This is a genomic window from Amycolatopsis umgeniensis (assembly GCF_014205155.1).
Classification (GTDB): domain Bacteria; phylum Actinomycetota; class Actinomycetes; order Mycobacteriales; family Pseudonocardiaceae; genus Amycolatopsis; species Amycolatopsis umgeniensis.
In genome coordinates, this window is sequence record NZ_JACHMX010000001.1 from 5138674 (window position 1) to 5158079 (window position 19406).

12 protein-coding genes are annotated in these 19406 nt (G+C 67.5%); 10 read left to right on the forward strand and 2 right to left on the reverse strand.

Annotated features, from left to right (window positions below):
* The first annotated feature begins 301 nt into the window (after positions 1-301).
* From rpoB to HDA45_RS24365, 4 genes are all read left to right on the forward strand, one after another.
* On the forward strand, positions 302-3802 hold the full coding sequence (gene rpoB, locus HDA45_RS24350; RefSeq protein WP_184899020.1) for a DNA-directed RNA polymerase subunit beta: 3501 nt from the start codon (positions 302-304) through the stop codon (positions 3800-3802).
* Positions 3803-3886: 84 nt separating this feature from the next.
* Complete coding sequence (locus HDA45_RS24355; RefSeq protein ID WP_184899022.1) at positions 3887-7798, forward strand: DNA-directed RNA polymerase subunit beta'; 3912 nt, start codon at positions 3887-3889, stop codon at positions 7796-7798.
* 190 nt (positions 7799-7988) lie between these two features.
* On the forward strand, positions 7989-9719 hold the full coding sequence (locus HDA45_RS24360; protein WP_184899024.1) for a hypothetical protein: 1731 nt from the start codon (positions 7989-7991) through the stop codon (positions 9717-9719).
* 132 nt (positions 9720-9851) lie between these two features.
* Positions 9852-10952, forward strand: coding sequence for a serine hydrolase domain-containing protein (locus HDA45_RS24365; RefSeq protein WP_343072142.1), 1101 nt, complete (start codon positions 9852-9854; stop codon positions 10950-10952).
* 232 nt (positions 10953-11184) lie between these two features.
* On the opposite strand, the gene HDA45_RS24370 is transcribed toward HDA45_RS24365, so the two are convergent.
* Positions 11185-11985 carry a M15 family metallopeptidase gene (locus tag HDA45_RS24370; RefSeq protein ID WP_184899028.1) on the reverse strand — a complete coding sequence of 267 codons (801 nt, stop codon included), beginning with the start codon at positions 11983-11985 and terminating at the stop codon, positions 11185-11187.
* A gap of 641 nt (positions 11986-12626) precedes the next feature.
* Here HDA45_RS24370 and HDA45_RS24375 point away from each other — a divergent pair.
* From HDA45_RS24375 to HDA45_RS24400, 6 genes are all read left to right on the forward strand, one after another.
* Positions 12627-14426, forward strand: a complete 1800-nt coding sequence (locus tag HDA45_RS24375; RefSeq protein WP_184905974.1) for a hypothetical protein — start codon at positions 12627-12629, stop codon at positions 14424-14426.
* 80 nt (positions 14427-14506) lie between these two features.
* Positions 14507-16258 carry a hypothetical protein gene (locus tag HDA45_RS24380; protein WP_184899030.1) on the forward strand — a complete coding sequence of 584 codons (1752 nt, stop codon included), beginning with the start codon at positions 14507-14509 and terminating at the stop codon, positions 16256-16258.
* Positions 16259-16302: 44 nt separating this feature from the next.
* The gene (locus tag HDA45_RS24385; RefSeq protein ID WP_184899031.1) at positions 16303-16536 is read left to right on the forward strand and encodes a hypothetical protein; all 234 of its coding nucleotides are present in this window, start codon (positions 16303-16305) and stop codon (positions 16534-16536) included.
* 27 nt (positions 16537-16563) lie between these two features.
* Positions 16564-16797, forward strand: a complete 234-nt coding sequence (locus HDA45_RS24390) for a hypothetical protein (protein ID WP_184899033.1) — start codon at positions 16564-16566, stop codon at positions 16795-16797.
* Positions 16798-16852: 55 nt separating this feature from the next.
* On the forward strand, positions 16853-17344 hold the full coding sequence (locus tag HDA45_RS24395) for a hypothetical protein (RefSeq protein ID WP_184899035.1): 492 nt from the start codon (positions 16853-16855) through the stop codon (positions 17342-17344).
* Between the two features lie 142 nt (positions 17345-17486).
* On the forward strand, positions 17487-17987 hold the full coding sequence (locus HDA45_RS24400; protein ID WP_184899037.1) for a GNAT family N-acetyltransferase: 501 nt from the start codon (positions 17487-17489) through the stop codon (positions 17985-17987).
* A gap of 4 nt (positions 17988-17991) precedes the next feature.
* Here the strand turns inward: HDA45_RS24400 and HDA45_RS24405 are convergent, their stop codons facing one another.
* A complete protein-coding gene (locus HDA45_RS24405; RefSeq protein WP_184899039.1) occupies positions 17992-19404 on the reverse strand; it encodes a hypothetical protein in 1413 nt (470 codons plus the stop codon).
* Between the last annotated feature and the right edge of the window lie 2 nt (positions 19405-19406).

Below are 19406 nucleotides of genomic sequence, written 5' to 3' on the forward strand. Positions count from 1 at the left end.
AGCCCGCGTGGGGTCACGCTTACTGCCAACGGTGAGAACCGGCGGCGCCCTTGCGGGAGGGACAGCCACGGGGAGGCCGAGGAGAGGCATACCTGAAGACGTTGCGATGCAGGCTGGGCCCCATCGGGAGCGCCCCCTGGACAGACCGCGACGTTCGGGCTAGACTGCTTCTTTGCGCTGCCCTCTTTCAGGCTGCCCGGAGCCGGTAGTTAGGATAGTGGGCACACGGCACCCTTGACAGTCCGCATCAGCTGTTGCTGACGCGGCTGCTCACCGCTCATTGTCCCCGGAAGGACGCATCTTGGCAGTCTCTCCCGCGAACCAGGCCACTGCTGCGACCACCTCGGCTGTATCTCGCTCGGAGTCCACGGGAATCCCGGGAGCCCCCAAACGGGTCTCCTTCGCAAAGATTCGCGAGCCGCTCAGCACCCCGAACCTGCTCGACGTGCAGATCAGGTCCTTTGAATGGTTCACCGGCGACGAGGCGTGGTTCGAACGCCGCGTCGAAGAAGGTGAAGAAAACCCGGTCGGTGGCCTGGAAGAGGTCCTCAACGAGATCTCGCCGATCGAAGACTTCTCCGGATCCATGTCGCTGTCCTTCTCCGACCCGCGCTTCGACGAGGTCAAGGCCTCCGTCGAGGAGTGCAAGGACAAGGACATGACGTACGCGGCCCCGCTGTTCGTGACCGCCGAGTTCGTGAACAACAACACCGGCGAGATCAAGAGCCAGACGGTCTTCATGGGCGACTTCCCGGTGATGACCGACAAGGGCACCTTCGTCATCAACGGCACCGAGCGTGTCGTCGTGTCCCAGCTGGTCCGTTCGCCTGGTGTGTACTTCGACACCAGCGTCGACAAGACCACGGACAAGGACGTCTTCAACGTCCGCGTCATCCCGAGCCGGGGTGCCTGGCTCGAGTTCGACGTCGACAAGCGCGACACCGTCGGCGTCCGCATCGACCGCAAGCGCCGCCAGCCGGTCACCGTGCTGCTGAAGGCGCTCGGCTGGACCACCGAGGCGATCCGCGAGCGCTTCTCCTTCTCCGAGACGCTGCTCGCCACCCTCGAGAAGGACCACACCGCCGGCACCGACGAGGCGCTCCTCGACATCTACCGCAAGCTGCGCCCGGGCGAACCCCCCACCAAGGAGAGCGCGCAGACGCTGCTGGAGAACCTGTTCTTCAAGCCGAAGCGCTACGACCTGGCGAAGGTCGGCCGGTACAAGCTGAACAAGAAGCTCGGCCTGACCACGCCGTACGACACCGGGACGCTGACCGAAGAGGACATCGTCTCGACGATCGAGTACCTGGTCCGCCTGCACGCGGGCGAGGACAAGGCGACCGTCGGCGACCAGACCATCCCGGTCGAGACCGACGACATCGACCACTTCGGCAACCGTCGTCTCCGCACCGTCGGCGAGCTCATCCAGAACCAGATCCGCGTGGGTCTGTCCCGGATGGAGCGCGTCGTCCGCGAGCGGATGACCACGCAGGACGTCGAGGCGATCACGCCGCAGACCCTGATCAACATCCGTCCCGTCGTGGCGGCGATCAAGGAGTTCTTCGGTACTTCGCAGCTGTCGCAGTTCATGGACCAGAACAACCCGCTGTCGGGGCTGACGCACAAGCGTCGTCTGTCCGCCCTCGGCCCCGGTGGTCTGTCGCGTGAGCGCGCCGGCATGGAGGTCCGTGACGTCCACCCGTCGCACTACGGCCGCATGTGCCCGATCGAGACGCCGGAAGGCCCGAACATCGGCCTGATCGGTTCGCTCTGCTCGTACGCGCGGGTCAACCCGTTCGGTTTCATCGAGACCCCGTACCGCAAGGTCGTCGAGGGTCGCGTCACCGACCAGGTCGACTACCTCACCGCGGACGAGGAAGACCGTTACGTGAAGGCGCAGGCGAACGCGCCGATCCACGACGACGGCACCTTCGTCGAAGACCGCGTCCTGGTCCGTAAGAAGGGCGGCGAGGTCGAGCTGATCGACCCGCTCGACGTGGACTACATGGACGTCTCGCCGCGACAGATGGTCTCGGTCGCGACGGCGATGATCCCGTTCCTCGAGCACGACGACGCGAACCGCGCGCTGATGGGCGCGAACATGCAGCGTCAGGCCGTTCCGCTGCTGCGCAACCAGGCGCCGTACGTCGGCACCGGTGTGGAGCTTCGCGCCGCGGTCGACGCCGGTGACGTGCTCGTCGCCGAGCAGTCCGGTGTCGTCGAGGAGCTCTCGGCCGACCTGATCACGATCATGCACGACGACGGCACGCGGAAGAGCTACGGACTGTACAAGTTCCGTCGCTCCAACCACGGCACCTGCTTCAACCACCGCCCGATCGTCAACGAGGGCGACAGGGTCGAGCAGGGTCAGGTCATCGCCGACGGCCCGTCCACCGAGAACGGTGAGATGGCGCTCGGCAAGAACCTGCTCGTCGCGGTCATGCCGTGGGAGGGCCACAACTACGAGGACGCGATCATCCTCTCGGAGCGCCTGGTGCAGGACGACGTGCTCACGTCGATCCACATCGAGGAGCACGAGATCGACGCCCGCGACACCAAGCTGGGCGCCGAGGAGATCACCCGGGACATCCCGAACGTCTCCGAAGAGGTCCTCGCCGACCTCGACGAGCGCGGCATCATCCGCATCGGTGCCGAGGTCCGCGACGGCGACATCCTGGTCGGCAAGGTCACGCCGAAGGGCGAGACCGAGCTGACCCCGGAAGAGCGCCTGCTCCGCGCGATCTTCGGTGAGAAGGCCCGCGAAGTCCGCGACACCTCGCTGAAGGTGCCGCACGGCGAGACCGGCAAGGTCATCGGCATCCGCGTGTTCTCGCGCGAGGACGACGACGAGCTGCCCCCGGGCGTCAACGAACTGGTCCGCGTCTACGTGGCCCAGAAGCGGAAGATCCAGCCGGGCGACAAGCTCGCCGGCCGCCACGGGAACAAGGGTGTCATCGGCAAGATCCTCCCCGCCGAGGACATGCCGTTCATGGAGGACGGCACGCCCGTCGACATCATCCTGAACACCCACGGTGTCCCGCGTCGTATGAACATCGGCCAGGTCCTGGAACTCCACCTGGGCTGGCTGGCGTCGCAGGGCTGGAAGATCGAGGGCAACCCCGACTGGGCGAAGAACCTCAACGAGGAGCTCTACGACGTCGACCCCGGCACGAACACCGCCACCCCGGTGTTCGACGGTGCCAAGGAAGACGAGCTGACCGGTCTGCTCGGCGCCACCAAGCCGAACCGTGACGGTGAGCGCATGGTGAAGCAGAACGGCAAGGCCACGCTGCTGGACGGCCGCTCCGGCGAGCCGTACCCGTACCCGGTCGCGGTCGGCTACATGTACATCCTGAAGCTGCACCACCTCGTCGACGACAAGATCCACGCCCGGTCCACCGGTCCGTACTCGATGATCACGCAGCAGCCGCTGGGTGGTAAGGCGCAGTTCGGTGGCCAGCGCTTCGGTGAGATGGAGTGCTGGGCGATGCAGGCGTACGGCGCCGCATACACCCTGCAGGAGCTCCTCACCATCAAGTCGGACGACGTGGTCGGCCGCGTGAAGGTGTACGAGGCGATCGTCAAGGGGGAGAACATCCCCGAGCCGGGTATCCCCGAGTCGTTCAAGGTGCTCCTGAAGGAGCTCCAGTCGCTCTGCCTCAACGTCGAGGTGCTGTCCAGCGACGGCGCCGCGATCGAGATGCGCGACTCCGACGACGAGGACCTCGAGCGCGCCGCCGCCAACCTCGGCATCAACCTGTCCCGCAACGAGTCGCCCTCGGTGGACGACGTCGTGCACTGACCGCGATGAGGCGGGAGCCCGCCAGGCTCCCGCCTCCACTCGCCAACTCCTCTAGTCGCATCAACCCCAAGGGGATGTAAAGACGTGCTGGACGTCAACTTCTTCGATGAGCTCCGCATCGGCCTCGCTACCGCCGACGACATTCGTCAGTGGTCCTTCGGCGAGGTCAAGAAGCCGGAGACCATCAACTACCGGACGCTCAAGCCCGAGAAGGACGGCCTCTTCTGCGAGAAGATCTTCGGCCCGACCCGGGACTGGGAGTGCTACTGCGGTAAGTACAAGCGGGTCCGCTTCAAGGGCATCATCTGCGAGCGCTGTGGCGTCGAGGTCACCCGCGCCAAGGTGCGCCGTGAGCGGATGGGCCACATCGAGCTGGCCGCGCCCGTCACCCACATCTGGTACTTCAAGGGTGTTCCTTCCCGCCTCGGCTACCTGCTGGACCTGGCGCCGAAGGACCTCGAGAAGATCATCTACTTCGCGGCCTACGTGATCACCGGTGTGAACACCGAGCTGCGGCACAACGACCTGCCGACCCTCGAGAACGAGATCGGCGTCGAGCGCAAGAACCTCGAGACCAAGCGTGACGCGGACATCGAGGCACGGGCGCAGAAGCTGGAAGCCGACCTGGCCGAGCTGGAGGCGGAGGGCGCCAAGTCCGACGTCCGCCGCAAGGTCAAGGAAGGCGGCGAGCGCGAGATGCGTCAGCTGCGTGACCGCGCCGGTCGCGAGCTGGACCGTCTCGAGGAGGTCTGGACGACCTTCACCAAGCTCGACGTGCGTCAGCTGATCGCCGACGAGCTGCTCTACCGCGAGCTCATCGACCGGTACGGCGAGTACTTCACCGGCGGCATGGGCGCGGAGGCCATCCAGAAGCTGGCCACCGAGTTCGACGTCGCGGCCGAAGCCGACAACCTGCGCGACACCATCCGCAACGGCAAGGGGCAGAAGAAGCTCCGCGCGCTGAAGCGGCTCAAGGTCGTCGCGGCCTTCCAGGCCACCGGCAACGACCCGCGCGGCATGGTGCTCGACGCCGTCCCGGTGATCCCGCCGGACCTGCGCCCGATGGTCCAGCTCGACGGTGGCCGGTTCGCCACCTCCGACCTGAACGACCTCTACCGCCGGGTCATCAACCGGAACAACCGGTTGAAGCGGCTGATCGACCTCGGCGCGCCCGAGATCATCGTCAACAACGAGAAGCGGATGCTGCAGGAGGCCGTCGACGCGCTGTTCGACAACGGCCGCCGCGGCCGCCCGGTCACCGGTCCCGGTAACCGCCCGCTGAAGTCGCTGTCCGACCTGCTCAAGGGCAAGCAGGGCCGGTTCCGTCAGAACCTGCTCGGCAAGCGTGTCGACTACTCCGGCCGTTCCGTCATCATCGTCGGCCCGCAGCTGAAGCTGCACCAGTGCGGTCTGCCGAAGGACATGGCGCTCGAGCTGTTCAAGCCGTTCGTCATGAAGCGGCTGGTCGACCTGAACCACGCGCAGAACATCAAGTCCGCCAAGCGGATGGTGGAGCGCTCGCGGCCGCAGGTGTGGGACGTGCTCGAAGAGGTCATCACCGGCCACCCGGTGATGCTGAACCGTGCGCCGACCCTGCACCGCCTCGGTATCCAGGCCTTCGAGCCGCAGCTGGTCGAAGGCAAGGCCATCCAGCTGCACCCGCTGGTCTGTGAAGCGTTCAACGCGGACTTCGACGGTGACCAGATGGCCGTGCACCTCCCGCTTTCCGCGGAGGCGCAGGCCGAGGCCCGCATCCTGATGCTGTCGGCGAACAACATCCTTTCGCCGGCGTCGGGCCGCCCGCTCGCCATGCCGCGTCTGGACATGGTGACCGGTCTGTTCCACCTGACCCGCCTGAACGAGAACGCCGAAGGCACGGGCAACGCCTACTCCTCGCCCGCCGAGGCGATCATGGCGTTCGACCGCAAGGCCCTGAGCCTGCACGCCAAGGTCAAGATCCGCATCATCGACCGTCAGCCCGCCAAGGCCGACGAAGCGGAGCTCGCGGAAAAGGGCTGGGAGCCGGGCAAGGCTTGGCTGGCCGAGACCACCCTGGGCCGCGTGCTGTTCAACGAGCTGCTGCCGGCGGACTACCCGTTCATCAACGAGCCGATGCCCAAGAAGCGTCAGGCCCTGATCGTGAACGACCTCGCCGAGCGCTACTCGATGACCCAGGTCGCGCAGACCCTGGACCGCCTGAAGGACGCCGGTTTCTACTGGGCGACCCGTTCGGGTGTCACGGTCGCGATCTCCGACGTGCTGGTCCCGAAGGGCAAGAAGGCCATTCTGGACGAGTACGAAGGCAAGGCCGACCAGGTCGAGAAGCGGTACCAGCGTGGTCAGCTGTCGCACGCCGAGCGCAACAACGAGCTCGTCAAGGTGTGGACGCAGGCCACCGAAGAGGTCCACAAGATCATGGAAACGGCGCTGCCGGACGACAACCCGATCGCGATGATCGTGAAGTCGGGCGCGGCGGGCAACATGACGCAGGTCCGGTCGCTGGCCGGTATGCGTGGTCTGGTGTCGAACCCGAAGGGTGAGTACATCCCGCGTCCGATCAAGGCCAACTTCCGTGAAGGCCTTTCGGTGGCGGAGTACTTCATCGCGACGCACGGTGCCCGTAAGGGTCTGGCGGACACGGCGCTCCGTACCGCCGACTCGGGTTACCTGACCCGTCGTCTGGTGGACGTGTCGCAGGACGTCATCGTCCGCGAGGTCGACTGTGGCACCACCCGCGGTATCAACATGCCGATCGGTGAGGACGTCGGCGGCGGCAAGGTCCTGCGCGACCAGCACGTCGAGACCAGCGTGTACGCGCGGAACCTGGCGACCGACGCGGTCGACGCCAAGGGCAACGTCGTGCTGAACGCCGGTGACGACATCGGCGACCCGGCGATCGACAAGCTCATCGGCAGCGGGATCTCCAAGGTCAAGGTGCGTTCGGTCCTGACCTGCGAGTCGGCCGTCGGTATCTGCGCCACCTGCTACGGCCGGTCCATGGCGACCGGTCAGCTCGTCGACGTCGGCGAGGCCGTGGGTATCGTCGCGGCCCAGTCGATCGGTGAGCCGGGTACGCAGCTGACGATGCGTACGTTCCACCAGGGTGGTGTGGCCGGTGACGACATCACGACCGGTCTGCCCCGTGTCCAGGAGCTGTTCGAGGCCCGTGTCCCGAAGGGCAAGGCGCCGATCGCCGACGTCGATGGCCGTGTGCGCATCGAGGAGAGCGAGCGATTCTGGAAGATCACGCTGATCCCGGACGACGGCAGCGAAGAGATCGTCTTCGACAAGCTGTCCAAGCGTCAGCGGCTCGCGAACACCCCGAACGGCCCGCTGGGTGACGGTGACCGCGTCGCGGTCGGCCAGCAGCTGCTCGAGGGCACGCCGGACCCGCACGAGGTCCTGCGGGTCATGGGGCCGCGCGAGGCGCAGATGCACCTGGTGGACGAGGTCCAGAAGGTGTACCGGGCGCAGGGTGTGTCGATCCACGACAAGCACATCGAGGTCATCGTGCGGCAGATGCTGCGCCGCGTGACGATCATCGACTCCGGTGCCACGGACTTCCTCCCGGGCGAGCTGCCCGAGCGGACCAAGTTCGAGGCGAAGAACCGTGCGTCGGTCGCCGAAGGTGGCGAGCCGGCTTCGGGTCGCCCGGTGCTGATGGGGATCACGAAGGCCTCGCTGACCACGGACTCGTGGCTGTCGGCGGCCTCGTTCCAGGAGACCACGCGTGTCCTGACCGACGCGGCCATCAACGGCCGCTCGGACAAGCTCGTGGGCCTCAAGGAGAACGTGATCATCGGTAAGCTGATCCCGGCCGGTACCGGGATCAACAAGTACCGCAACATCCAGGTGCAGCCGACCGAGGAGGCGCGGGTCGCCGCTTACGCGATCCCGTCCTACGATGACGGCTACTACACCCCGGATGTGTTCGGCTCCACGCCGGGCGCCGCGGTGCCGCTGGACGACTACGACTTCGGCCGCGACTTCCGCTGATCGAAGCGAAATCCACGAGAAAGGCCCTCGCCGATTCCGGCGGGGGCCTTTCCCGTTTCCGGCAATGTTCCGATTTGAACCCCCTTCACCCGAAACAAGTACGCACCCTCCTCGACGCTCGCTAAATTGAACGAGTTCCACGCGGTTCGGGGGCTGTGCGCATTCCATGGGGTATCTGGGGAGACTCTGCGTGAGCAAGAAACCTGGCGCGAGATCGATCGCGCGTGCTGGGGTCGTCTACTTGGCCGCTTTGGCGGCACTGACCGGTGTGTTCGTCCTGCCTGCCGCGGCGGAGCCGCCGGTGCCCACGTCCACCGCACCGGCGACTTCGGAACCGACGAGCAGCTCTCCGGCGCCGACGCCCGTCGAGAGCCCTTCGCCCGCTGCGGCGGAGCCGCGGGCCGAGCGGCCGACGGTCGAGGCGTCCGTCGTCTTCGAGAAGGCCGCTTACCGGAGCGACGAAAACGTCCGGTTCACCTTCAAGGTGACGAACGTCAGCAAGGTCTCCGCGGTCGGTCTTCGGATCAACCAATGGCTCACTGTGCCGGGAGCGCTGTCGATCCCCTATGAACCAGGTTGGGGAGAGCTGGGGCGCGCGCCGGGAATGAACCTCGCGCCGGAAGGGACCATCGAGTTTTCCGTCACCGGGCAGATCCAGGATCTCGACCTGGGCAAAGCCGTCGTCCGAGGCTTCGTTTCCGACACGAGCGGGTTCGGCGTCGGTAGCTTCGACGCCGAGGTCGCCGTCACCAAGAACACCGGGCGGGCGACCGGCGTCGTGTTCGGCGACGAGAACAGTGACGGCAAACTCGACGACGGCGAGCAGCTGACCGGTCTCCCGCTCACCTTGCGGCACGCCATCAGTGCCAAGGAGTACCACGCCACGAGCGGCCCCGGCGGGAAGATCGATTTCGGTGATGTCCCGGCCGCCAGATACTTCCTCAGCGGCGACGGGATCAAGGGTTGGTTGTTCCCGTTTCGGACCATCCAGGTCGGTGAGGACACCGAGGACCTGTCCATCCGCGGTGTGCGACCGTTGAACGGGGCACTCAAGGCGTCGATCTCCTTCGCCAAGGACATCTACAAGTCCGGCGAGCTCGCCCATCTCACCGTGAAGCTGTCGAACTCCGGCACCCGTCCGCTCGTCGGCATCGTGGCCGGGTGCAATCGCGTCGGAAACGACTTCGAGTTGACGAGCGACGGTGCCGGTTGGGGCGAACTCTCCACTCTCGGGAGCGGGGCGACGATCCTGCCCGGCCAGACTCGCGTTTTCGACGTGACCAAGACAATCCCGGACGCCGCACTGAACTATGGCCGCGTCTCCGTCGTCTGCGACTTCGGCTATGCCGACGTCGGTCTCGACGGCAGCCCGGTCGCGATGGACGCGGCCGAGGTGCCGGGTGGGATGGCCACCCTCGCCGGACGGTTGATCCGGATCACTGATCCGGGCAAGCCGGAGGTGGGGCTCGCCGGAGTCAAGCTCGTGCTTACCTCCGACGGTGACTGCCCGACCGTCGTCGAAACGACGACCGGCGCCGACGGGCGCTTCAAGATCGACAACATCGTGACGGGGCCGAAGTACCGTCTGTTCTTCGCGCCGCCGCAGGGGTGGCGGATGAAGAACGAGAACCCGATCAAGGTCTACGCCATCGGCCCGGCGGACAACCTTCACGAGCTACGGTTCGTGGTCGAAGAGGGCCAGGAACCGCCGCTCACCATGCCGTCCCGGCGTCCCGGCTGTGACGCGTCCGGAACCACCACACCGGCACCCGGACAGCAGGGGTCCGGCGGCGGCCAGGGTCGCTCCGGTCTGGCCAGCACCGGCGCCGACGTGATCTGGCTCGGCGCGCTCGCGCTCGCCACGCTGGGTCTCGGCGCGGTCCTGCTTCTGGGCACCCGCCGTCGCCGTTCCGTCGAATAGCACCCCTCAGAGAAGCCCCCGGGCCGGGGGCGAGGGGGTCCGACAAACGGTGCGGTATCCGCTTGGATACGCGACGGATGGCGGGCGATCCGGGGGCTGTCGGCCGAAAGGATGGTCGATATGGAACCTCTTGTGACAGATGAGATCACGGCCGCGAAGAACCTGAAGTCCGCCTTGGACGGTGTCCATCTGGCAGGCGTGCCGGGTGTGTTCGCCGAGGTGCGCGCGGGCGAGCGGATCTGGCGCGGCGCCGCCGGAGTCGCCGACCTCGAAACCGGCCGCCCCGTCGAGGCCGGGATGCGGCAGCGTGTCGGCAGCATCACCAAGACGTTCGTCTCGGCCGCGGTTCTGCGCCAGGTCGAGGAAGGTCGGCTCGGGCTCGACGCGCCGATCGGTGACTACCTGCCGCAGCTGGTTCCCGGGGAACGAGGCAGGACGATCACGGTCCGCATGCTGCTCAACCACACCAGCGGCCTCGCCGAATACCTGCCCTACGCGTTCCCGTCACTCAAAGAACTCGCGCCCGGGAGCCTCGACGACAACCGGTTCCGGCGCTTCAGCGCGGCCGAGTTGATCGAGCTGGGCGTCGGCGCGCCCGCCACCGGCGAGCCGGGAAGCATTCCCGGGATCTACTCCAACACGAACTACCTGCTCTTGGGTGAGCTCCTGGAACATCTGACCGGCACGCCGGCGGAAGAGCACATCTCCCGCGCCATCATCGAACCCGCCGGCCTCGCGCATACCGGCTTTCCCGCCGGTCCGCCGATCGTGGGGTCGCACTCGCGGATGTACGAAGCGCTGTTCGGCGCGATCGACCCGCCGCGCGACTACAGCGTTTACAACATGTCCTGGGTGATGACCGGTGCCGGCCTGATCTCGACCGTCGGGGATCTCAACCGGTTCTTTCGGAAGCTGCTCGACGGCGAGATCGTCAGCCCGTCGTCGTTGGCGGAGATGCAGCGCACCGTCCCGGTCATCGCCCAGGACGGCCGGACACTCGACTACGGCCTCGGCCTATACAAGACCGAGACGCCCGAGGGTCGTTACTGGGGACACGACGGCACGGTCTGGGGTGCCTTGACGATGGCGTGGGCCAGCGCCGACAGCGGGCGGCAGTTCTCCGCCGCCCTGAACCTCGTGCGCTGGCGCAAGCCCGACCCCGAAGACGCCCCGCATCCCATCGACGCCGCACTGGCGACCCTCAAGCAGGAAGCCCTCCGCGGCCCCGCCTGACCCCACCCCAGGACTCGCCTTTAGCGGGCTAAACGCGATCCGGGGCCTGGGGGCACGACTCGCCTTTAGCCCCCTAATCGCGATCCGGGCCGCGCCACGCCCCCTGGCCGCCAGATCGCGTTTAGCCCGCTAAAGGCGCTCTGCCCGCCCTTGGCCCGCCCGCCCGCCGGATCGCGTTTAGCCCGCTAAAGGCGAGTCGTGCCGGTGGGGGAGGGGACGTGCGTTTAGCGGGCTAAACGCGATCCGGGGCGAGGGGGCCGCAGGTCAGGGAGTGCCGGGAGACGGGGAAGTCGAAGTAGGTGTCCGGGAACGGCTCCCCGTTGAACGTGTAGTGCCACCACTCCTCGGCGAGGTTCCGGAACCCGGCCGCCGCGAGCGTGCCCTTGAGCAGTTGCCGGTTCGCCCGGGCCTCGCCGGTGATCCGCGGGTCCTCGGTGTGCGAGAGCGTGTCGAAGCAGTCGTAGCCGGTCCCCATGTCGACCATGTTGTCCGGGAATCGGTCCGGCGCGAAGCACGGAGTCAGCGCCTCGCCGGGCCGATAGGGGCGCTGAGGCCGAGGCGGCAGCTTCACGATCGTCAGGTCCACCGTGCTCCCGCGGCTGTGCCCGGACTTCTCCGCGATGTACCCGTCGGCGAACAGGCGGTCCTTCGCCACGTTCGGATAGAACTCCGCCTTCATCTTCTCGTCGGAGAGGTCCTTGGCCCACCGGACGAAGTGGTCGACGGCGCGCTGCGGCCGGTAGCAGTCGTACACCTTCAGCGTGTAGCCCTGCCGCAGCAGCCGCCGTTGCGCCGTGCGCAACCCCTCGGCGGCTTGCCGGGTCAGGATGCACAGCGGTTGGACGTACCCGTCGATCTTCCGGCCGACGAAGTTGTGCTGACCGCGGTACCGGATCTCGTGCAGGATCGTCGGCGCCACATCGGAGAGCGCCACGAACTCTGACGAAGCCTCAGAAGCTTGGGCGGGCGTGGGAATCGCGGTGAGTACGGCGAGGGCGGCAGCGGCCAATGCCCTTCTGAACGTCTTCGGCATGGACCTGTCTTACCTTCTCCGAAGACTCCGTGGACCTGCGGATCTACCAGAGTTCCCCAGATTGCATAACGAAAACATAACGCCCGCGGACTTGCCGGATGCAGGTTACTGGTCCGTTGTGACCTGCAGTAGTGCCGCCAGGTGGCCCAATTCCCATTGCTCGGAAAACCGCCACCCGTTCGGCCTAGTGGCGCATCCGCATCGTGGGAAATTCACTCGACCGTGGCATGTCCCATTCTTTGATCACGAGATTGACACTCGGGCGGCTTCGCACGAGTATTTCGCCCATGCAATCCCCAGTCGCCTTGGTGTGGCGCCGGCACGTTGACTTGCGGCAGCAAGCAAGCGCGCTGTGTACGGATTTCTGACACATTCCGGCTCATTGCGTCGTCCTTGAATTCGTGCATCCGAAACGGATGTGCCCGTTCTTCGTGCGCTGACGCTTTCCGCTGTGCCGCAACGGTTCCCAGGTCGAACCGGCGGTTGATTGCTTTCCCCTGATCCGTGCCGGTGACGCCTGCGCGAAAGAGGGGAGAGGTGTGCCAATTTGTCTGGCGCTTCGGTAGCGAAAACAGGGAGAAAGAATGCTATCCAGCACGCCCAAGCGGCGAAAAGAGTGGCGAAAAGTGGTGATAGGCGCCATGGCGGCGGTGCTCGCCGTGGGAATGGTGACCTATACCGGCTCCACGACGAGTGCCTACGCCGACGTCCAGGTCGTCAAGGACGCGAAGAAGGCGGCCGACGGCAAGGAGTACTGGGTCCAGAACCACCTGGTGTCCAAGGACGTCGCGGCGTCCCGGAGCGCCGACGGCCAGCGCAAGAAGTGGCTGCTGGTCTGGGCCGGTGACGAGAACATCGCCGACACCTTGGTCAAGGACATCAAGAACCTGCCGGGTTCGCTCGGCGGTGGTCTGAACAAGATCAAGAACGCCTTGCCCGGTCCGGACTTCCTCGCCGTGATCGACGCGACGCAGGGCTCGCCGACCTACGGCAAGGTCGTCAACACCGCCACCGTCGGGCCGCTCGTCGAGAACGAGCCGCACCACATGCAATACGTGTGGCACAAGGGCGACACGATCTACGCCGGCGCGCTGTTCGCCGCCGCGACGTACGCCTTCGACGTCTCCGCGTTGCCGCAACTGAAGCTCAAGGGCGTCAGCCTCCCGACCCAGACCCTCGGCGGTTCCGTACCGGACGCGTATTGGGTGCTCAAGGACGGCACCGCGTACGGCACGTACATGGGCGGCCCGGTGGTACCCGGCCCGCACACCTACGCCAACGGTTCCACCGTGGTGGGCAACGGTTTCGCCGGCAGCCCCGGCGAGGTGGTCCGCTTCGACCAGAACGCACAGGTGCTCTCCGAGTCCCCGGCGGCCACACCGCAGGGCGACAACAAGAAGCTGTGCGACAACCTCCCGCAGCTGGACAAGCCGACTTGCGCCAACCCGCACGGCATCCAGGCGCGCGAGGACCTCAACACCCTGGTCACCAGTGACTACGCCGAGCCGCGCAACATCATTCTCGACCCGGTGAAGCAGCCGTCGCCGTATCTGCGGCGGCCGACCGTCCGCACTTGGGACATCTCCGACCGCAACAAGCCGAAGCTCAAGGCGGTCTCGTATCTGCCGGACGGTCCGAGGGCCGATCCCGCGGACCCGCTGCACGCCGAGAGCCGCGCGGTCATGGAGACCACGGTGACCAACCTGCCCGGTCACAAGGGCGCGTTCGCCCAGACCATGCAGGGCGGCGCGGTGTTCTACACGCCGGACATCACCGCCAAGGAGCCGCACTGGATCCAGGTGTTCGACGACGGCGCCGCGAACAAGGCGATCCATCCGAACAACGATTCCAACGGTGGCGGGTCGAACGGTGGCTGGATCCAGACCAGCCCCGACGACAAGTACCTCTACCGCGCGATCACCGGACGGTCCAAGGGCGCGCTCGGCCCGGACGACCCCGGCACCACCGGTGGCGTGTACGTCCTCGACATCCAGAAGCTGCTCGCCGCGGGCGACAAGGTCGAGAACATCAACGGCCGGATCGACACGAAGGAGAAGTCCCAGCAGGGCGGTGGCGGCGACCTGCCGACCGTCGTCGGCGCGGCGCCGATCAACCCGGGCACCTCGGGTGGCGGACCGCACTGGGGCGCGTACGACAACTTCGTGCTCGGTGATGACGGCTTCTACCGCGAAACCGACAAGCCGCAGCACCTCGCGGTGTCGAACTATTTCGTCGCACGGTCCGGTTTGGACGGTGACCACAAGGTCAACCTGCTGAACCTCGCCCAGGACGGGAAGCTCGCCGTCGACCAGAACTTCCGGGACGAGTTCACCGGACAGGTCGGGATCAACTTCAACCGGAAGACCTGGCCGCACGGGTCTTTCGGCAACGCCAAGCCGCACTCCGAACTGTTCGTCGTGGCTGACGCGGATCTCAAATAACCCTGCTCGGCGCGGAAGGTCGTGGGTGGTGGGCGGACCCCGCCACCCACGACCCCGCCGACCTGCTTCGGAAGGTTCCCATGGATCACCACGTCATACCGGCGAGTTCGGGTTCCGCCGGAGTCGACATCGCCCTGGTCCTGCTCCGGCTCGGCCTCCTGCTGGCGACCGCTTTCCTCGCCGGTACCGGAATCCTGCGCCCGCTCGTGGGCGAACTGCCGAAGCGCCTGCACTTCACCATCGCCGTGCTCGGCGGGGTCTCCGCCGTCCTCGCGGCGGTTTCCGCCTTCGCGACCGACGTCAACGTCATCGCACTGATCGTGCACCTCGTGCTCGCGCTCGCCATTCCGGTCGTCATCCGGTGGCCGTCCGTCGGCCGCTGGGCCTCCCTCGCGCTCGCCGCGCTGGTGGTGCTCGAAACCTCGCTGGGGCGGACAGGCGTCGAGTTCGCCATCGACACCGTTTACGTCGCCGCGGCTGCCTTGTGGTTCGGAGTCACCGTTCTTTCCGGGTGGGTGCCCGCCGAGCGGTGGCGCCAGACGAACTTCCGGCTCGGACCGCTTTCCCTGACACTGGGCGGACTTCTCGTCGTCGCGGGTGCGGTCCAGCTGTTCTCCTCGGGAGTCGGCTTGGACCGCCGGATCTACGAAACGCTCTTCGGCGTCACGTTGCTGGTGATCGCCCTACTGCCGGTGCTCGCCACCGTCGTCGCCGGATTCTTCTTCTCCGACGCGGATTCCACGCGTGCCTACCGGTTCGGCGCGGCCGCCGTGGCGATCGGTTTCGTCGCCTGGAGTGCCCTCGCGGCCATCCCCAAACCGCCTGAACCGCCGATCCCCGGCGTCGCCCTCCTTTCTGACGCTTCTGTCGGTGACCGGCGGTTCCCCGTGCTGGTGAGCCCGCAGCGGCCGGGCAAGAACCTCGTCCATTTCCCCGCGAGCGCGGGAGACGAACTGTCCGCCGGAATCGAAGGCGGCTTGATCGGCAAGGCCATCGTGCGTCCCGGCGCCGAAGGCACCTGGGCCGAGGTCGACCTGCCGAAGGGCCGCAGCGACCTGGTCATCAGCCGCGGTGGGGAGAAGACGACGATCGAGGTCGACGCGGGCGAAGACGAAGGGCCCACCATCGTGGACGCGGACGCGCCCGAGTGCGCTTCGGCCGCGCTGGGCGGCCTGATCGCCGATCGTCGCGAAGCCCTCACCTCATGCCCCGCCGACGCGCTTTCGGGCGAGGACAGCGGTTCGCTCGTCAAACTCGTCGAGTTCCTCGCCGCGCGCAAGCCTTCCGCGCTCACCCTCGTCGAGGATTCCTCACCGCGCAGCGTGGCGGCCGCGAAGCTGGTCCGCGAGACCGCCGCGCGCTCCGGGCTCCCGGTGCGGACCGAGGCGGGCCCGAACACCGCGCTGGTGGTGGTGTCCGGCTGGGCGGGCGGTTACACGGCGATGACGCGCGCCGCCGAGTCCCAGCGGCTCAAGCCGACCCACCAGTACGGCCTGTATCTCGCTCCGTGGCTGCTCAACGGGCCGATCGTCAACTCCGTCGCGAGTTCCTCGCTCCCGCTGAGGTTCGACCCTCGCGAGCAGGTCGCCGTGAGCTTCGCCGTGGCCGCGGGCAACGCCTTCGGCGGTGAAAGCCCGACGCTCGGCGGATTCCGGAACTGGCTGGGAGCCCCGCTGAACGGAGACGTCCAGATCTTCGCGGCCGCACAGGTCAACGCGATGCCGATATACCCGGGCGAACCGCACGCCGTCGGGATGATCGCCGACCGGAACTACGCGGGGCAGTGGATCCCCGACGGCACGATCGTGCCGATCAGCTCGGTACTGCGGTGAAGGATTCCGCTCGATTCCAGTAGCGGTGAAGAAAGGAAGAAGAGATGAAGCGAATCGCGGCCCGTGTGCTGCTGCCGCTCGCCGTCGCGGGCGCGCTGTCCGGACTCGCGGGCGGGGTCGCCTCGGCCGACCCGCTGCCGGGTCTGCCGACCGGCGGCGGCAACCCCGCGGTGTGGCTGATTCCCGGCCTCGACCTCGGCGGCTTGCTCGGACCGACCGCCCCCGTGCCCACCGACCTGCTCGCCCCGATCTACGGGATCATCACGCCGATTTCTTAAGAACCGTTACCAGCAAAGGAGAATCTCATGAAGAAGACCTTCGTCCGCGCGGTCACCGGCGCGGCGCTCGCCGGCCTCGTCGTGCTCGGCTCGGCCGCTCCGGCGCTCGCCGTGCAGGCGGCGCCGAACGATGTCGTGGTCGTCGACGAGCCCGACACGAGCGACCTCGACAACATCTGGACGTTCGCGCCGCTCGGCGTCCCGGTGCTGGGTCTCATCCAGTCGCTCAACGGCGTTCTCGGCAAGCTGCTGCCGTCCTGATTTCCGTGGCGGCGCGGCTCTCGGGCCGCGCCGCCGCTTTCGGTGAGGAGAACCGATGGCCGACAGACAACTGATCGGGCGCATCGCCATCGCGGGGATCGTGGTGGCCGCGCTCGCGACCTGTGTGGTGCTGCTCAACGGCGGTGAAGAACCGCAGGCCGAGACGGTGGCCGTCGTCGGGGAGCCGACCGGCGCCGCGCCGTCGCGAGAGCCGGATCGCACGATCACCCGGACGCTGAGCCAGGCGCAGCCGCAACCGGTGTCGAACGACTGGCAGATCGCCTACGAGCTCGTCGGGACGGGGACCGCGACCGTGGTCTACGACTCGAACGGGCTGGGGCTCGTGCACCAGGAGCTGCAGGTGACGCTGCCGTGGCGCAAGGAGCTCACGTGGAAGAACACCGGCACACCGCCGACCGTCCAGCTGATGGGGCAGGGTGAGGGCGCCGTCGAATGCCGGGTGGCCGTGGGCGGCGCCGTCGTCACCTCGGAGAAGTCCACCCCGGGCGAGGTCGCCACCTGCGCCGGCCGCCTGGCCCCCTCCTGACCACCCCGCGCGCGGCGACTTTAGCGGGCTAATCGCGATCCGGCGCCCGGCACGCTCCCGGCCCCGCGCTGCGACTTTTAGCGGGCTAAACGCGATCCGGTGGTCGGGGAAATTCACTGGCCGGGGTCGGCAGAATGTAGCCATGACCTGGAGCTTCGAAGTCACCCCCGTCGATCACCCGGACGCCGCCCGGCTGCTGCGCGAGTACCTGGACGAGATCGCGTCCCGCTTCTACGGGCGCCAGATCACCGACGACGAGCTCGACGCCGCGCTCGAGGAGCACCACAGCCGGAATCTGACCCCGCCGACCGGCGCGTTCCTCCTCGCGTGGCGCGACGGGGTGCTCGCCGGTTGCGCCGGGCTGCGGGTCGCCGCTCCCGACATCACCGAGCTCACCCGCGTCTTCCTGCGCAAGTCCGAGCGGGGCAAGGGCGGCGCGGCGCTGCTCGTGGCCGCCGCCGAGGACGTCGCCCGCGGCCTCGGGGCCACGCTGATCCGCCTCGACACCCGTGACGACCTCGTCGAGGCGAGGGCTCTGTACACGCGCCTCGGCTACGAAACGGTCGAGCCCTTCAACGACGAGCCGTACGCCCATCACTACTTCGCGAAGTCCCTGGCCGCGGCCCTGCCGGATCGCGTTTAGCCCGCTAAACGCGACGTGGGCGGGGGGCGTAGGTGGCCTTCGCGAGGAGGGTGCCGACGAGGACGGGGGTCAGTCCGATCAGCAGCAGGAAGACGCCTGTGTCCTTGCCTTCGATCAGCGGATGCCACCACAGCGGCGTCACGGCGATGTCGACGACGTCGCCACGCTCCGGGAACGTCCCGAACGACATCCACCACAGGTCCTTGACCTCGTGCGCCTCACCGTCGAGTTCGTAGGTGCCGTCCACCAGGTTGCTGTTGCCGCAGCTCGTGCAGCTAGCCGTACCCGCCTCCGCCCGCAGGGTCGCGGTCACGGTGAGCCGCGCCTCGGGAGCGAGCCCGGTCAACGCGGTCAGCGAGTTCACCGCGAGCGCCAGCCCCGGCAGCACCAAGGCGAGCGCGACGACCGTGCGCGCCACCAGTGACAGCGTCGACAGCGGCTGACGCCCGCCGGCTTCCCGGCGCCGGTTGAGCGGCCCGCGGAGCCCCGCGAGCGGGCCCTGCCGCTTCCCGAGCCATCCGGCGTCACTCGTGTCGGAACCCGCTGCGACAGCACGGAAATCCGCGTCTTCCCAGTCCACTGTGGACGCCAGTGTGGCCAGACGGCGGGAGTCGGCGAACATCACCTCTTCGGTCAGCGTCCCGGCTTCGGAGGCCCACAGCGAGCCGCCGTGGAAAGCCACTTCCCGGACCCGGAACCACGGATCGCCGTCCAGCAGGTCACGGACGCCGGTGCCGAGCAGGGCGCGCGCGAACTCCGGATCGGACGTCGTCACGGTGAACCGGCGGTCGAACTCCGTGCCCGTCTCGAACCGTTCCAGCAGAGCGTCCGGCTTCGGCGCTCCGACGGTGTTCCGCGTGATGCGGGCGTCCTCCAACGGCGTGAACCGTTCCGGCTCGAACGCGCCCGTGGCGGGAGTGATGACGACCGACGGCACGACGGGCGTCCGAAGCTGGATCAGGGCGTACGTCCCGCCCATCAGGTCGCCTGTCCCAGCCGGCTCCGGAGATCCACCGAGCCCGTACTCGACCCCCAGCAGCCGATGCCCGTTGTGCCCGAACTCGACCGCCGTCACCACGGACTCGGGAGACGCCTGGGCGACCGCGATTCCCCGCACGGGAAGCACACCGAACGAAGGCTCACCGGCCCCGTCGAGCCTGCCGATCCACGTCTTCTGCCGATAGCCCCGCCACGCCGCCAAAGCCGCGATGACCACCGGGAACGCGAACCACAGCCAGCCGAACCCCGCCGAGAGCCAGTACAGCGACGTCTCGGACACGAGGATCCCGCAGAGCGCGTAGCTGACGGCCGCCGCTGTCGGCCGCCTGCCGTCGAACCGCCCGCCGAGCAGGAGCAGCGCCAGTGCCAGTGCGTACCCACCGGCGATGAGCCACGGCCCGGCCAGCTGATCGTCCATCG

What these genes read in the sequence shown, in the direction of transcription:
- HDA45_RS24380 (WP_184899030.1), top strand. Translation starts at nt 14,507, where the DNA reads ATGGATCACCACGTCATACCGGCGAGTTCGGGTTCCGCCGGAGTCGAC.
- HDA45_RS24395 (WP_184899035.1), top strand. Translation starts at nt 16,853, where the DNA reads ATGGCCGACAGACAACTGATCGGGCGCATCGCCATCGCGGGGATCGTG.
- HDA45_RS24385 (WP_184899031.1), top strand. Translation starts at nt 16,303, where the DNA reads ATGAAGCGAATCGCGGCCCGTGTGCTGCTGCCGCTCGCCGTCGCGGGC.
- HDA45_RS24390 (WP_184899033.1), top strand. Translation starts at nt 16,564, where the DNA reads ATGAAGAAGACCTTCGTCCGCGCGGTCACCGGCGCGGCGCTCGCCGGC.
- HDA45_RS24405 (WP_184899039.1), bottom strand. Translation starts at nt 19,404, where the DNA reads ATGGACGATCAGCTGGCCGGGCCGTGGCTCATCGCCGGTGGGTACGCA.
- HDA45_RS24375 (WP_184905974.1), top strand. Translation starts at nt 12,627, where the DNA reads ATGGCGGCGGTGCTCGCCGTGGGAATGGTGACCTATACCGGCTCCACG.
- HDA45_RS24370 (WP_184899028.1), bottom strand. Translation starts at nt 11,985, where the DNA reads ATGCCGAAGACGTTCAGAAGGGCATTGGCCGCTGCCGCCCTCGCCGTA.
- HDA45_RS24400 (WP_184899037.1), top strand. Translation starts at nt 17,487, where the DNA reads ATGACCTGGAGCTTCGAAGTCACCCCCGTCGATCACCCGGACGCCGCC.